This window comes from Leifsonia sp. Y862, assembly GCF_057669585.1.
The window spans coordinates 1484667-1500045 of sequence record NZ_JBYHFR010000001.1 but is presented as its reverse complement, the minus strand read 5'-3'; the positions used below and the strand labels follow the sequence as shown (position 1 = coordinate 1500045).

The 15379-nt window shown below is 61.8% G+C and carries 13 protein-coding genes; 6 read left to right on the top strand and 7 right to left on the bottom strand.

Annotated features, from left to right (window positions below):
• Positions 1-218 precede the first annotated feature (218 nt).
• From AC25Z0_RS07030 to AC25Z0_RS07020, 3 genes are all read left to right on the top strand, one after another.
• Positions 219-704: a CarD family transcriptional regulator gene (locus AC25Z0_RS07030; protein WP_488119469.1), complete on the top strand. Its 486-nt coding sequence runs from the start codon at positions 219-221 to the stop codon at positions 702-704.
• Between the two features lie 235 nt (positions 705-939).
• Positions 940-2253, top strand: a complete 1314-nt coding sequence (locus tag AC25Z0_RS07025; RefSeq protein WP_488119468.1) for a threonine/serine exporter family protein — start codon at positions 940-942, stop codon at positions 2251-2253.
• A 152-nt stretch (positions 2254-2405) separates the two neighbouring features.
• On the top strand, positions 2406-3653 hold the full coding sequence (locus AC25Z0_RS07020) for a coiled-coil domain-containing protein (protein WP_488119467.1): 1248 nt from the start codon (positions 2406-2408) through the stop codon (positions 3651-3653).
• Here AC25Z0_RS07020 and AC25Z0_RS07015 read toward each other — a convergent pair.
• The 3 genes from AC25Z0_RS07015 to AC25Z0_RS07005 form a co-directional block, all read right to left on the bottom strand.
• Positions 3650-5407, bottom strand: coding sequence for a collagen-binding domain-containing protein (locus AC25Z0_RS07015; RefSeq protein WP_488119466.1), 1758 nt, complete (start codon positions 5405-5407; stop codon positions 3650-3652). The two genes, AC25Z0_RS07020 and AC25Z0_RS07015, sit on opposite strands and share 4 nt — an antisense overlap.
• A gap of 202 nt (positions 5408-5609) precedes the next feature.
• Positions 5610-7250 carry a collagen-binding domain-containing protein gene (locus AC25Z0_RS07010; RefSeq protein WP_488119465.1) on the bottom strand — a complete coding sequence of 547 codons (1641 nt, stop codon included), beginning with the start codon at positions 7248-7250 and terminating at the stop codon, positions 5610-5612.
• 52 nt (positions 7251-7302) lie between these two features.
• Positions 7303-8382 carry an FUSC family protein gene (locus tag AC25Z0_RS07005; protein ID WP_488119464.1) on the bottom strand — a complete coding sequence of 360 codons (1080 nt, stop codon included), beginning with the start codon at positions 8380-8382 and terminating at the stop codon, positions 7303-7305.
• Between the two features lie 120 nt (positions 8383-8502).
• On the opposite strand from AC25Z0_RS07005, the gene AC25Z0_RS07000 reads away from it, so the two are divergent.
• The 3 genes from AC25Z0_RS07000 (at position 8503) to AC25Z0_RS06990 (ending at position 11806) form a co-directional block, all read left to right on the top strand.
• Positions 8503-8976 (top strand): VOC family protein, encoded by a 474-nt coding sequence (locus tag AC25Z0_RS07000; protein WP_488119463.1) that lies wholly within the window; start codon positions 8503-8505, stop codon positions 8974-8976.
• Between the two features lie 73 nt (positions 8977-9049).
• Complete coding sequence (locus tag AC25Z0_RS06995) at positions 9050-9457, top strand: hypothetical protein (RefSeq protein WP_488119462.1); 408 nt, start codon at positions 9050-9052, stop codon at positions 9455-9457.
• Positions 9458-9625: 168 nt separating this feature from the next.
• Positions 9626-11806, top strand: coding sequence for a transglycosylase domain-containing protein (locus tag AC25Z0_RS06990; RefSeq protein ID WP_488119461.1), 2181 nt, complete (start codon positions 9626-9628; stop codon positions 11804-11806).
• Between the two features lie 12 nt (positions 11807-11818).
• Here AC25Z0_RS06990 and AC25Z0_RS06985 read toward each other — a convergent pair whose 3' ends face one another.
• From AC25Z0_RS06985 to AC25Z0_RS06970, 4 genes are read right to left on the bottom strand one after another with little or no spacing between them, the layout of a single operon-like run.
• Positions 11819-12250: a flagellar assembly protein FliW gene (locus AC25Z0_RS06985; protein ID WP_488119460.1), complete on the bottom strand. Its 432-nt coding sequence runs from the start codon at positions 12248-12250 to the stop codon at positions 11819-11821.
• Positions 12247-13137: a flagellar hook-associated protein FlgL gene (gene flgL, locus AC25Z0_RS06980; protein WP_488119459.1), complete on the bottom strand. Its 891-nt coding sequence runs from the start codon at positions 13135-13137 to the stop codon at positions 12247-12249. The genes AC25Z0_RS06985 and flgL overlap by 4 nt, the downstream gene beginning before the upstream one ends.
• 3 nt (positions 13138-13140) lie before the next feature.
• Entirely contained in the window at positions 13141-14562 is a 1422-nt protein-coding gene (gene flgK, locus AC25Z0_RS06975; protein WP_488132693.1) for a flagellar hook-associated protein FlgK, read from the bottom strand.
• A 10-nt stretch (positions 14563-14572) separates the two neighbouring features.
• Positions 14573-15058 (bottom strand): flagellar protein FlgN, encoded by a 486-nt coding sequence (locus AC25Z0_RS06970; protein ID WP_488119457.1) that lies wholly within the window; start codon positions 15056-15058, stop codon positions 14573-14575.
• Positions 15059-15379 lie beyond the last annotated feature (321 nt).

The following is a 15379-nucleotide window of genomic DNA, read 5'->3' as shown; positions in this document are numbered from 1 at the left end:
GAGCTGCGCAAACGATACGCGCGGGCATTCTCGCACAAGATTCACATGAAAAGTTGATAAAGTGCCAGAATATACCATCAGTCTGAGCTGGTCGCCGAGGTCGACCGCATAGCATTGACCGGTCACTGTGTGCATTCAGGAACGTGTTTCAGGACTCGCTCGACGGGCCGTCTGCGTCGATTCGTAGCCCCATACTCTACAAAAGAAGGAACCATCAATTGATTTTTGAGATCGGGGAAACGCTCGTCTACCCTCACCACGGTGCAGTGACCATCATCGACCTGGAGAAGCGAGTGGTCAACGGTGTCGAGAAGACCTACATGACTCTCAACGCTCACACCAGTGAACTGAAGATCAAGCTCCCCATCGAGAATGCCGAGCTCGTTGGCGTGCGCGATGTCATCGACAGCGCCGGCGTCGAAGAGGTGTACGACGTCCTGCGACAGGATGTCGTCGAGGAGGCCAGCAACTGGTCACGCCGCTACAAGTCCAACCAGGAAAAGATGGCAAGCGGCAGCGTCATCCGTATCGGCGAAGTTGTTCGCGACCTGTGGCGCCGCGACCAGGACAGCGGCGTTTCCGCTGGTGAGAAGCGGATGCTTCTGAAGGCCAGGCAGGTCCTGATCTCCGAGCTCGCCCTCGCGCTCAAGGCAACCCCCGAGAAGGCATCTGACGCCCTCGACGAGGTTCTCGCCACCGCGTAGGCACTCAACACGTAGTTTTCACAGGAACCGGGAAGAAGCAATTCTTCCCGGTTCCTTTGCATGTCCCCGGCTGTCAGACTGGGCGAACCAACACCAACACCAGTTCGCAGTCTGAGGGGTGAACGGTTGTGAGCCCAAGGTCTCTCTCGTATGGCATGAGCGCCCAAGCGCGATTCGTGGGACAGCAATGCGGCGTCCACGCTGGGTGAGGTCCGCCAGGACCCTGGCACGCAGCGTGATCAAACCGGTCCCCGACGCGGTGCCCGTAGAGACGCCAGATGACCATGCGGTGCTCGACATGATCAGCTCCATCGGTGTCGCCCTGCTCGATTCTCATCAGGCGACGTCAGATGTGTCAGCGACCCTCGTCCAGATAGCCCTGGCATACGACCTTGTCGATATCCAGGTCATCGTGCTTCCCACCATGGTCATCGTGCAGCACACGAGCGGCGATTATCGAGCCGAGATCAAGGCCTCGAAGGGCTCTGGCGTTCGTCTTGACCAGCTCGCAGCGCTCGATGAGCTCGTGCATCGTGCCAGGCTCGGCACGATTGCTCCCGCCGATCTCTTGACAGAGCTCGCCCGCGTGCTGCAGTCAGAACCGAGGTTCGGTCCGTGGCTGCGCATACTGGGGCACACCATCCTCACCCTGGGCCTCGGCTTCATGCTGAACCCCACCCTGAATGCCCTTCCCGTCTACATCGGACTCGGCGCGGCCGTTGGCGCGTTGATTCTGCTCGGTGACAAGGTACCGACCCTGGCTCTTGCGATGCCGGTATTCGCTGCCTTCACGGCTACTGCCCTCACCGCGTTGTTCTTTGCCGATTGGGCTGGCGAATCGCCGCTCCGCGTCATCACGCCGGCCCTCATCTCATTTCTGCCGGGAACAATGCTGACCGTGGCCGCGATTGAGCTCACAGCTGGCCAGGTCATTTCAGGGGCGAGTCGACTGGTCTATGGGACGGCCCAGCTGTTCCTGCTCGCGTTTGGGGTGGCAGCCGGATTCGCACTCGTCGGTGAGATCCCCGCGCACGTCGGTCGGACGAACAACCTGGGGATCTGGACACCATTCGTGGGGATCACCCTCCTCGCCATCGGGTACACACTCTTCTCCTCTGCCCGGCAGAAGTCATTCGTGTGGTTGTTGCTCAGCCTGCTCGCCACGTATGGCGCACAGTCCATCGGAACGCTGATCGTCGGCGCTGAGCTGTCGAGCTTTTTCGGCGCCCTCGTGGTCATTCCGTTTGCCAGGCTCGCTTCCCGTTTCAAGACAGCACCTCCTGAAGCCGTGCTCACTCTTGCCTCCTTCTGGATACTGGTGCCTGGCGCCTTGGGCTTCCTCAGCCTCGACGAAGCGAAATCGAGCGTGCCCCAAAGCGTTGAGGGACTGATCTCGACGGCGCTGTCCATGTTCGCAATCGCTCTCGGCATGCTGGTGTCCAACGCGATCACCACGAACGTCACGACGTTCATCGCCGCCAGGCGCCCTGTGGCACACAAGTCAGACCCTGGCAGTGCCTCTGAGGACGGGCGCATAGACCCCTCATAGGATTCGTTCCCCAGCGAGGGGTCGGGCCAGCGCACGTCTGTCTGGGGCAAGCCGTGAGGCTGCGCACTGCCTCCGGGTTGGCGCTCATGGGCGCGTGCTCCCGGCGACGCCGCTGACCGTACGTAAACTCGCAAGTCGGAAGGGCGACAAGAGTGCAGCGGAAAACTCGCGGATGGTGTGCGTCAGTTCTTGCGACCGCCCTGGTTGCTGCGACGCTGTCCGGATCGATGCCCCGTGTTGCATTCGCCGATGACTACCCGAGCTGGGCAGAGGTCGAAGCGGCCCGCAACAACACTGTGGCCACCCAGGCGCAACTCACCCGAATTGACACGGCGCTGGCTGCGCTCGAATCGCGCGCAGGAACCTTGGCCGACCTGGCCATTGCCGCCAGCGGCGCATCGGCGGATGCGAAGGCCGCACTGGCACGCGCTGCAACGCGTGCCGCCACAATTCAGTCGCAGCTGGAGCGCGCCACGAAACAGGCAGAAGCCGCTACGACTCAACTCGGCCTCCTGGGCGCCCAGCTGTACCGGTCAGGCGCGGGCGAGCTGGTGTACCGGATGCTGTTGACGAACGACCCTGACAGCGACCTGCTCTACGAATTGAGTGTGTCAACCCGGCTGAGCCAAACCACGCGCGGCATCGAGGAGCGTGCGCTCGCAGAGCAAAACCTGGTGCGCACACTGGGCGAGCAAGCGGATGCCGCGATCTCGGAGCGAGACCGACGTGCCAGCGAAGCACAGAGCAGAGTGGATGCCGCCCAGCGGGCCCAGCAGGCCGCCGAAGACGAGATAGCGACGCAACAGGCCGCGTCCGACGTGTTGTTCGCCCAGCTTGCGACGTTGCGGAACTCGACCGCTGAGACGGAGCGTGCCTATCGGTCAGGGGTAGCCGAAGCTGAGGCCTTCGCTGCCCAGCAAGCGGCCGCTGCAGCGGCCGCAGCGGAGAAGGCGGCTGGCGGCTCTGGCAGTTCCGGCGGTTCCGGCGGCTCTGGCGGTACAGCGAATCCCGGTACCGGTGGCACAGGTTCAGGCAGCTCAGGGGGTTCGGGCGGTGGCGCAGACACTGCTGCACCTCCGGCCGGCATGGTCGTCGATCCTGCGGGTGCTCGCGCATACGCGGCGACTGCCGTTGCCGCTCGCGGGTGGGGGAGCGAACAGTTCAGCTGCCTGGTGTCGCTCTGGAATCGGGAATCGGGGTGGCGCGCTGATGCCTACAACGCCAGCAGCGGCGCATACGGGATTCCCCAGTCGATGCCAGGAAGCAAGATGGCATCCGCTGGTGCCGACTGGCGCACGAGTGCAACAACCCAAATCAACTGGGGCCTCGGGTACATTTCGTCGCGCTACACGAACCCGTGCGGTGCGTGGGCCCACTCAGAGAGTCACAACTGGTACTAGTCGCTCAGCTTCTTCGGCCGACGGACGTAGAGGAGAATTGCCACCCCAGAGCCAAGCAGCAGCACTGAAGAGCCGATGGCTCCGGCGCTGCTGCTGCCAGTCGCCGACAACTGCGGTCCACAGCCGGGCTTGCGAGGAGCCGTTACACCACCACCACCACCGGGCGTTGGCCCGCCGGTCGGCGTCGGCGTTACTGTCGGGGTCGGGGTCGGGGTCGGGGTCGGCGTCGGCGTCGGCGTCGGCGTGGGTGTGGGCGTTGGTGTTGGTGTTGGTGTTGGTGTTGGTGTTGGTGTTGGTGTTGGTGTCGGCGTAGGCGTAGGCGTAGGCGTAGGCGTAGGCGTGGGCGTGGGTGACACGCAGCGCGCGGTATTCACGATTGTGCAGGTGACATCTGCGCCTTCTGGCACCGTCACCGTTGTCCCGCTGGAATCCAGGGTTCCTCCAGTACAGGTCCACGTGCCAGGAATGAAATTCTCTGGTCCGCCAGACTCGCTGAGCGTGTAGTCGCCGGGTGTGACGGTCGCATCCGTGACACTGGATGAATTTCCGGGGCCCGACACGGTGTCCGGCCCCGTCGCAGACAACGTCCAATCGGAGGGCGCCGCGGTGCCGGCGTCGGTCTGCACGACCTCTTTCACCAGGGTCAGGCTGCCGTCAACCACGGGGTTGCTGCACGAGATAGTCGTGCTGAATGGGTAGTCGTGAATCTCAATCGGTACCGGCCTCGCTACGGTGGGCCCGTGGGTGAAATTGGCAGCGATGACGGACCCCTCGATGTTCTGCGAGATTTCCCAGGTCAGGTTCGCGTATGGGGCGTAAATGCTGCCCTCGAGCGAATCGCCACCGGTTACGCGGACAGTTGTTGCATTGGGAAAATTCCAGAGCATGTATGGCGCCTCTGCCGACGAGGTCCCTGGCAAGTTGGGCATCTCGCCGTCAAATGACGTTCCCAGCACGTTGACGACGAACGGCGTATCAGCGGTCGGCGGCGTCCGGAACGTTATCTCCTGCAGAAGTGCGAGTTCCGTGGCCTGGATTGTCAAGAAATTGGTCACTCCCGGAGTGAGAGTGACAAAGACGTTGGCAGGCAGCGGTGATGACACCGGATTTCCCTGGGCATCGGTGAGAGTGACGTTGTTGGTGCACGTTGCAATCTGGGTGGATAGCGGTCGATACGCCGCGAATGCGGAAGGAATGTCAATGAGGGAACTGTCCACCGGCGTTGCAATGGACGCTGGAGTCTGCTGGTTTGTGGTGCCTTCGATGCGAGGCGCCGTGTTGTAGGCGGTCCCCGACGGAGTCAGCTGGTAATTGACCTGGGCGCCGTTCTGGTCAGTGTTGTGCGCGGTGTACGTGCTGGTGTCCGCAACTTTGGTGAAGCCGCCGTTCAGCACGCGGACGATCGACGAGTTTCCGGCGGCGGGAAACTGGATGCCGCCGCCGACGTAGAGGTAGGTAGGAGCGGCATCCCCCGGCGCGGTGAAGGTGGGCGTGATCGGCGTCGTGCCCGCCACGTTGTACGTGGTGTCGAAGCTCAGGTTTCCGCCCATCGCAATCGTGCCCTCTGTTTCGTCGGCATTGAGGAACACGTCGTTCTCGACGTAGACGAGGAAGTTGCTGTTGGCCGGGTGGCCATTCAAATCGAACGAAACGGGGTTGATCGGCGATAGTTCGCCATCAACCGCCATTGCGGCGCTCTGTGCCGACAGCCCGAGCAGAGCCAGGACGGCAACCATGGGCACTACCCGGGACATTCTCATCATTTTCTCCCTACAGCCTCATGAGAGGGTGGCCTGAGGCCGACTTGCGATGAGCCTAAGTCGCAACCAGTCAATGGGGAAGCCCGCGAATACGCTGTGCCCACGGGCAACGGATGGGTGGGGGCCTCGGCTACATCTCGGCGCACTACGCGAACCCGTGTGGTGCTGTAGGCCCATTCGAGAGCGTCAACGTGCACTAGTCGACGAGCTTCTTCGGCCGCCGGGCGTAGATGAGGATCGCCGTCCCCACGCCAAACAGCAGCAGAGCCGGCCCAACAACTCCGGCGGCGCCACTACCGGTTGCGGATAGCTGCGGTCCACATCCGGGCTGAGAGGGGTCCGTTGCGCCACCGCCGGGGGCGGGCTCGTTCGTCGGCGTCGGCGTCGGGGAAGGCGGAATCACGGGAAACTCCGGCTCAGGATTCGGAGTGACACAGCGCGCCGTATTCACGATTGTGCAGGTGACCTCCGTGGCTTCTGGCACGGTCACCGTCAGGCCGTCGGAGTGCAACGTTCCGCCGGTACAGCCCCACGTGCCAACGCCAAAGCCATCGGGTCCGCCAGACTCGGTGAGCGCATAGTCGCCGGGCGGGACAGTAACATCGGTGACGCTCGCTGTATTGCCGGGGCCGGAGACCGTCGTCGGACCGATCGCGGACAACGTCCAGTCAGAGGGCTGGGCGGTGCCTGTGTCAGTTTGCACGATCTGTTTGACCAGGGTCAGCCTGCCATCCTCCGTAGCGTTGGAGCAGGAGACCGTCGTATTGAAGGGAAAGTCGTGAAGCTCCCGCACAGGTGGTGGTGATGCAGAGGAGCCATGCGTGAAGTTGGCGGCAATGACGTTGCCCTCGATGTTCTGCAGGATCTCCCAGGTCAGGTCGGCGTATGGCGCGTAGATGGTGCCTTCAAGTGAATCGCCGCCCGTCACACGGATGGATAGTGCAGTGGGAAAATTCCAGAGCATGTACGGCGCATTGGCGGAAGACACTCCAGGCAAATTGGGCATCTCTCCGTCGAACGACGTGCCAAGGACGTTGACAACGAGTGGAGTATCGGCGGACGGCTCGCTTCGAAAGGTGATTTCCTGCAGGCTGCTGAGATCGGTTGCCTGAATGGTCAGGACATTGGTAACCCCTGGTGTGAGAGTGAGCCAGGCGTTGGGCGGCAACGGCGCAGCTAGCGGCACGTCTCGGCTGTCGGTCAGCTGCGCATTAGCCGTGCAGGTCGCAATCTGGGTCGAGAGAGATCGATATTCAGTGAATGCAGACGGAATGTCGATGAGCGAGCTGTCCACCGGTGTCGCGATCGACTCCGGTGTTTGCTGATTGGTCGTACCCTCGATCCGTGGCGCTGTGTTGTACGGCGTCCCGGTCGGAGTCAGCTGGTAATTGACCTGGGCACCGTTCTGGTCAGTGTTGTACGCGCTATACGTGGAGGTGTCTGCCACTTTGGTGAACCCCCCACTCAGTACCCGCACAACGGACGAGCTTCCTGTCGCGGGGAACTGGATTCCGCCACCAACATAGAGGTAGGTGGGTGCGGCGTCACCCGGTGCGATGAAGGTCGGAGCGATAGGTGTGGCGGCTGCAACGTTATACGAGGAGTTGAATCCAAAGTCCCCGCCCATCGCCACCGTGCCCTCGGATTCGTCGGCAGCGATGAAGACGTCGTTCTCCACGAAGACAAGAAAGTTGCTGTTGGCCGGATGGCCGTTCAACACGAATGAGACGGGATTGATCGGTGCCAATTCGCCATCGACCGCACGTGCGGCACTCTGCACCGATAGCCCGAGGATGGACACGACGGCAATAATTGGCACCACTCGTGACATCCGCATTGTGCTCTCCTTCGAGCTCAGGACGTGATCCGCTCGGATGCGAGCCAACTCATCACTCGGTCGCGATCGGAGCGTCCGGCAACTTATCCCGCCTGGCTATCGCGGCGGAGATCAGCTGCCCGGCTCCAATGACCAGGAGGATCAACACGCCTGCCACGAGCGTGTAGATGACCCGCTCCAGGTCGGTGTCGAAGACGCTGGTGCTGTTGCCTGATGAATTCATCAGCACGATGGTCGGGGTGATGACCGCTGACATCACGTAGTACGGCTTGCCGGTCAGAACAACCCAGAGCATCGCGAATCCGAAGACGGCACCGGCGAGCTGGAGGATCGTGGGGTTATGCACGAGAACCGCGAGCAGGGCAGCGGCCAGTCCACCCGCAATGGTGCCGAGGCTCCGATGCCAGACGCGTTGTGTTGTGGTCGAGTAGTCCGCCTTCACGACGAGCAGGATGGTCAGCAATATCCACCCAGCATGAGTGTTGAAGAACCACGTCATAGCCACGGCCGTTGAGAAACCAAGCAGGATGGCGAGGGCAACCCCGAAGGCGAATGCATCCCGGCCACCGACAGGAGTCGCCGGCTTGTCTGGCATCCCCTTCAGGAGCGTGCGCGACAGCAGGAGCGCCCAGAACCCTCCCACCAGCACGAGAAGAGCCGGGTACCAGAGTTGAAGTGACTCAGACGCCCCGCTGATATCCACATGTGGGGGTTTCGACGTCACTAGCAGGCCGGCCATGACGCCGACGTACATCAGCGGGCCGTTCCAGCCGCGCACTGAACTGAGCGCGATGATGACTGCCAGCAGAATCATGAGCAGCGTGCCAGACATGACTGACTGGCTCGACAGGATGGCAACGGGCACGACGAGGGCATTGAGGAAAATAGCCACGATGCTGACGCCGATATGGAGCGAGCGACTGAGCATGGCCGGCATCGTTCCGAGGAAATAGAGGTAGGCCTCGTGCTTGAGTGGGGTGAGCACGATGATGATCATGGGAAGCATCATCAGCACGATCAAGAGCCCCAGACGGATGCCCAGTCCCTTGGGCATCGCCGGCGCAGCGGGAGTGGGCTGTGGTGCAGCGTTCTGCGCATCCGCTGCAGTACTGCCATTTGTTGAGGCCGACATGCGATGAGCCTAAGTCGCAACCTGACAATGGGGAAGGCCGTGAACGCGCTGGGCCCACGCGCACCAGATGGGTACTGTGAGGATCACTCAGGCGTTTCGCCGAGATAAGGAGTGGATCCCATGCAGAAGATAAGCCCGTTTCTGTGGTTCGACAGCCAAGCGGAGGAAGCGGCAACGTTCTACGTTTCGCTCTTCGACAATTCGGAGATCCTCACCGTCTCCCGCTATGGCGAGGGCGCTCCCGTGCCCGCCGGAACCGTCATGTCGGTCTCGTTCGTGCTGGAGGGTGTCGAGTTCGAAGCCTTGAATGGCGGTCCGCTTTACGCGTTCACCGAAGCAATCTCGTTCTATGTCAAAGCAGAGACCCAGCAGGAGATTGACAAGTACTGGGATGCGTTGACCGCCGGTGGAGAACCGGGCCAGTGCGGGTGGCTCAAGGACAAATTCGGCTTGTCCTGGCAGGTGGTTCCACCGCTCCTCGGTGAGTTGCTGGGAGACCGCGATCCGGTGAAGGCCGGGAAAGTGATGCAGGCCATGCTGCAGATGAAGAAGATCGACATTGCCGGCCTGCGTGCGGCGTATGAAGCGCCGTAGCTCACGAAGCTCCGGCGATGAAGCGCGTGGCTGAAATCCCGCGTCGTGCCCGCTGAACGGATAGCATCACAGCATGATTCGCATACTGCTTCGGATTGTCATTTTCGTGGGCTCAGCAGCGCTCGGGCTGTTGGCCGCGTGGCTGATTCTTCCTGACTTCACGGTGACGTTCAGCGGCTTCATCGTGAGTGTGCTGATTTTCGCCCTCGCGCAGAGCATCCTGTCGCCGTTCGTCGCGAAGATGGTCGCGAGGAATGCGCCCGCCTTCCTCGGCGGCATCGGCTTGGTGTCCACCTTCGTCGCGCTCTTGATAGCGAGCCTGTTCACGGGCGGCCTCGTTATCAGTGGCGTGTCGACCTGGCTCCTGGCCACCTTGATTGTCTGGCTCGTGACGGCCATTGCCACGCTCTTTCTCCCCATGCTGCTCATCAAGGACAAGCTGGAGCGCCGGCGTGCAACACCCAAGGTTCACCTCGGGTAGTCAGAAACGCTTGCCCCATAGTCTCTGAAACGCTTCCCCCCAAACGATTGTGAAGCTCTGGACTTCTCGCTCAGTGTGAGGTTCGATTAAAGCTCGACTCAGACAGGGGTTCATCACCGAACCCCCGCAGACCGTGGCTCACGGACAATCACGCTGGGGGTGTTGATCATGAGCACCACTGGCGAGAGCGATCCTCCCACCACCAAGTCCAGAACCCTCTCTGGCGCGTTCGGCGGCCTGCTCGGGCTCGTCGCTCTCAGCTCTGCTGCCGGAATGCTGCTCACCGTCAGCATTGCTCCGGCACTTGCGCTCACTGGCATGGCAGCCACGAACACTATTGGCATCTTCGAGAATTTGCCCGACTACGTCTCGATCGGGCCTCTCGCCCAGCGGAGCAACATTTACGCGACGAAATCAGACGGAACCCCGGTGCTCCTCGCGTCGTTCTACGACCAGAATCGCGTTGAGGTCGGCTGGGACGACATCAGCCAGTACGTGAAGGACGCGGCGGTCGCGGGGGAGGACCCGCGCTTCTACGAACATAAAGGCGTCGATCTGCAGGGCACTCTGCGCGCGGCGACGTTGACGGCCGCCGGGCATGAGACGCAGGGAGGGTCGTCGATCACACAGCAGTACGTCAAGAACGTGCTGGTTCAGAAGTGTGAGGAGCTCCCGGACGAGAAGTCCAGAAGCGATTGCTACGACGAAGCAACGGCCACGACGCCGGAGCGCAAGCTGCGAGAGATGCGACTGGCGATCGGCGTTGAGAAGAAGTACAGCAAAGACGACATCCTCCGCCAATACCTGAACATCGCAGGCTTCGGCGGAACGGTGTACGGCATTGAGGCAGCGGCGAACTACTACTTCAGCACCACGGCTGCGAACCTCACCCTGTCGCAGGCGACCAGCCTGATGGCCATCGTGAACAACCCGGTGAAGTTTCAGCTCGATCGGCCAGACAGCGAGACCAACGGCGCCGCCAACGGGTACCAGGCCAATCTCGGCCGCCGCGACTATCTCCTCGACCAGATGTTGAAGTACGGGAAGATCACCGCCGCCGATCACGATGCGGCGATTGCAGCACCGATTCAACCCGCCATCAGCGAGCCGAGCACCGGCTGCCAGACAGCTGAGGACAAAGCGTATTTCTGTGACTACGTCACGCACATCCTGAAGAACGATCCGACTTTTGGAAAAGACCAGGAGACAAGAATCCTGAACTTCCGTCGGGGCGGCTACGACGTGTATACGACCCTTGATCTCGATCTCCAACACGCAGCGGTGAGCGCCATGTCGGCCAACGTGCCGCAGTCGTACCCCGGGTGGGACTTCGGCGCCGTCGTGTCGAGCGTGCAGGTTGGAACCGGGCGAGTACTCGCCATGGCGCAAAACAAGATCTACAGCCAGGATCCTGAGGTGCTGGCACGGGGCCCCAACTATACGAGCGTCAACTACAACACCGACTTCAACGAGGGCGGGTCTCGGGGTTTCCAGCCCGGATCGACCTACAAGGTCTTCACCCTCGCCGAATGGCTGAAAGAGGGCCATTCCCTGAGTGAAAGGGTGGATTCAGCACCCAAGGCGAACTGGGGCACGTTCAGGGACAGTTGCCTGGGCCCGCAGAACTACAACAGCGAGCACTGGAACCCCAAGAACGACGCCGACGAAGCGGGCGGCAACTACACGGCGCTCGAGTCGACGATCAATTCGATCAACACCGGCTACATCGGCATGGCAAAGCGGCTCGACTTGTGCGGCATCCGTAAGACGGCTGAGGCCTTTGGCGTGCATCGAGCGGATGGTGACCCTCTCGTGCAGAGCGCATCCTCGGTGATTGGAACCAACGAGGTTGCCCCACTCACGATGACTGTTGCGTTTGCCGGCATCGCGAACAGGGGGATCACCTGCACCCCGATTGCCATTGACCGAATCGTCGCGGCGGATGGCACGAACATGCCGATCCCGTCGTCGACGTGTACCCAGTCGGTGCCACCCTCGGTCGTCGCGGGAATGGACTACGCCCTGCAGCTCGTCATGTCGAGTGGAACGGCACGGCAGTCCTACAGCAGTACCACGCCGAATGTCCCGATGATCGGAAAGACAGGGACCACAGACGGTGCAAAGGACACCTGGATGAGTGGGGCGAGCACCAAGGTGGCCACGGTCGTCGCCGTCGTCGCCGTGACAGGAAACGCCAACCAGCGCATCTCGTACTTTGACAGCGGCCAGGCGGCTACTGCACGACACCGAATCTGGCCGAAAATCATGTCGGTCGCGAACGCGAAATACGGTGGAGGAAGCTTCCTGGTTGCGCCGCCGAGCCCCACGACACCAGACAGCAACCGGTGAGCCAGAGGCCGGCTAGCTTTCTCTGGGAGCCCCGATGAGCGCTCGAAGCGGGTAGTCCTGACCCTCGAGAATGACCTGGGCACTGATGCCAGTCTCGGCGTTGACGACGATTGGAGCGACCAGGTTGGCCGCGGTTCCCTCTGGGCCGGCGTTCACCACGACCAGGATCAGGGCGTCCTCAGGGGCGTGGATCGACAGCGCGGCGCAGTACTCATCTGAAATCACCGGGCTGTAATCCGAGAAGTGCGCGCCGGGATCAAGCAGGAACAATCGTGTCTGCGGGTCGAGTACTGCGGTCATCGAGTACAGCCCAACAGCATTCGGGATGGGAATGAGGGTGAAATCCACCAGAGGGTCAAGCCCAGGAGGCGATGCGACAAAGCGAAGCGCAACACTGTTGTCCACGATGCTGTGGCGAGCGGTGCTGGTGTGTACGACGCTCAACTGAGGAAGTCCATCAGTGTTGGCTGGATCACGCTCGCGGTGACCTGCAGTGCGGCCTGGTAGTTCACCTGTGCCTGCTTCAACTCCAGGATCACCTTGCCGAGGTCAATGTCTTCAATAGTCGATCGTTGTGTCTCCAACGTCGCTGATTTAATCACCAGGTTCTCCTGAGCTTTCATGATCTGCGCCTGTCGAGCACCGACATCCGCTTGCTGGTTGATGACGGACTTCATCCGAGTATCGAGTTCGGCGAGGCGCGGACCAACGTTCACGCCTGCGCGCAGGTCGGCCACGATCGAGTCGACGAGAGTGAAGACTGACGCAGGGCCCGTTCCGAAGACCGCGACTCCGTCAGCATCAACACGAACCGTTGAGTTGCTGTCGACTCGACGGTCGACGCCCGTTCCTGTCCCCGTGTATGAAATGACACCAGCCACATCGGTAAAGGCGGCACCGGCATCGGAGTTGCCCGCGAAGACGTTTCGACCGAGATACTGGGTGTTCGCCACCTTGAGGAGATCGTCTCGAAATCCCTCGAGTGCGACGGCAATCGCCTCTTTGGCGGCGGCCGACATCGCACCGTCGTTCGCACCCAACACTGTCTGGTCCCGAACGTTGTTCATGAGCGTCAGGGCGGTTCCCAGCGCGGAGTCGACGGTTGTGAGCCAGTTGTTGCCATTGCTGGCGTTGCGCGTGTACTGGCTGGCCGCACGCTGCTCGCCGCGGACGGCCATGGCGTTTGAGGTGCCCGTCGGGTCGTCAGACGGCTTGGTGATGAGCTTCTGCGACGTGGCCTGGTCCTGGAGCCTGGCCATCGTCGAGAGGTTTGCCTGCAGGTTGCGCTGCGAGGAGCGCATGAGCGCGCTGGTCGTTATGCGAGAGATCATGGCTTAGCGCCCTACAATTCCGGTGCGGTTGATGAGAGTGTCGAGCATCTCGTCGATTGCAGTGATGACCCTCGCTGCACCCTGGTACGCGTGCTGGTACGTGAGCATCGAGATGTTCTCTTCGTCGAGATCGACGGCGGAGTTGGACAGCTGGGCATTGGTGGCCGTTGTCGACGCGATGTCAGCAAGCACGGCCTGCTTGAGCGTCGTCTTGCTCGCGACGGCGATGTCGGTGACGGATGCCGCCCACAGCTTGTCGGGGGACCCAGCCGCAATACCGATCTGGGAGATGGCATCTGCGATCGCGCCATTGTTACCGCCGGCCCCCGGCAGTCCTGAGGCGATCTCCGCCTGGCTGGTCGGGATCACGGTCAGTGACAGGGCAGGCCTGGTGGCATCGAACTGGAAGAAGTCGAGTCCGACGGTGCCAGTCGCCGTTGCGCCTGTCTGGTGGATCGCGTTGACCTGTTGGGCGAGTGCCGTGGCCAGCTTGTCGTATGAGGCTGCAGCTTCGGCGAGTGCTCCACCCGTTCCGGCGGCATTGGTCGGCGCCAGCATGGTCAGCGAGCCGCCGATCTCTCCACCGTCGACGGCGACTGAGACACCGGGGCGCCTGGCCCACTCGACCTGCACAGGCGCGCCGGCCGAACCAGCGTACGTGGGAGAGCCGGTGAGCGTGAGTTCCTGGGACATCGTGCCTGTCACCAACGGGTTGCCACCCACAAGCACGTCAACGGTGCCATCGGGCAACTCGCGCACGGTGCCGCCGGTGAGGGCGGCGAGTGTTGTCGTCATCGTGTTCCTGGCATCGATCAATTCGTTCGCAGAGCTGCCCGAAGCGACCATCGTGCGGATGCGCCCATTGAGATCGGCAACCTGCGCTGCGGTTGCGTTGACTTCCTTGACCATGCCGGCGAGATCCGACTGTGTCGATGCCCATTGGCTGGTGACAGCGTTGTATCCAGAGGCGATGGTCGACGCCAGCGTCTTGGCCGCGCTGATGACCAGCCCGCCCTGTGCGGATTCATCTGGGTCATTGGTCAGGTCGCCCCATGCGGCCCAGAAGTCGCCGAGCTGGCTGGCAATACCGTTTTTTCCCGGCTCGTTGAGGGACGTCTCCAGCGCGGTCATGACGTTCGCGCGAACTGCCGTGTAGCCGGCGCCGCCCGCTGAGAACCGAACCTGTGCGTCAAGCGTCGAGTTGCCGAGACGGGCGATGCCGTCAATCGACACTCCCTGGCCAGGGCGCAAGCCGTTGCTGAACAAGCCCATGGAATTGAGCGGAGCAACCGCTGATGTCGACACGCGCTGACGCGTGTAGCCAACGACGTCGGCGTTCGACACGTTCTGGCCGACGATGTCGAAGCCCAGTTTGGCTGCAGCCAACCCTGTATAGGCGGTGTTCAATCCGCTAAAGGTACTCATCGGGACATCCTCACAGTTTCTGGTCGAAGAATCGTGCGCCGTGGCGAGCTGAATCTGTCGTTCCGGTGGCGTCGTACGTGGCGGCGTTTGTGTCGATGTTCGCCATGGTCTCTTGCGTAGAACGGGCGGCTGAGCGCAGGAACTGCAAATTGACGTCTCGCAGTTCCCTGATCTGCCCGGTCAGGTCGCTGAGCGCAGCGAGGTGGGCCATGAAGATTTCCGACCACGGGCCGTCTGGAGCATGGCTGACAATGTCGCGGAGTGTTGCATCTTCGGCGGTGCCCCATTCAAGGGCGAGCTCTGCGACGGCGACGGTGCGGCTGAGGCCGCTCTCGCGCAGCTTGTTCATGACCTGCTCCACCTCGCGGGTGGCGTGCTGGATCCAACGAGTCTTTCCTGCGGTGAGCAGCAACTGTTCTTCTTCGAGCTTGAAGACCAGGAGCTCCAGGAGTTCACGCTCGCGCCAGAGTAGCGCTGACAGTTCGGTGGCGCTCACGATGCTTCTCCTTCTCTCTCGTTCGTGCTCGACGGGCGGGGAAATCGACACCCTTGCGTGAACCACTGTCGGCAGGAACAGGCCCCATGTTAGCGATTGATCCCGAAATGACCCCGAGACGTGTCCACAAAAGAGAGGACAGCGTTTGACCCGTAAGGGGGGCACCGATCGCCGAAAAAATCGCCATTTGATTGTTAGCTTGTAATCACAGCGACGACGCATCAGCTTCCAGGAACTCGAACATCCAGATGCGAACACCTGCTGTACACCAGCACCGCTCTGAATCCGCGCTTACCCCGCACCCGCAGTCTGCCGTTGCTC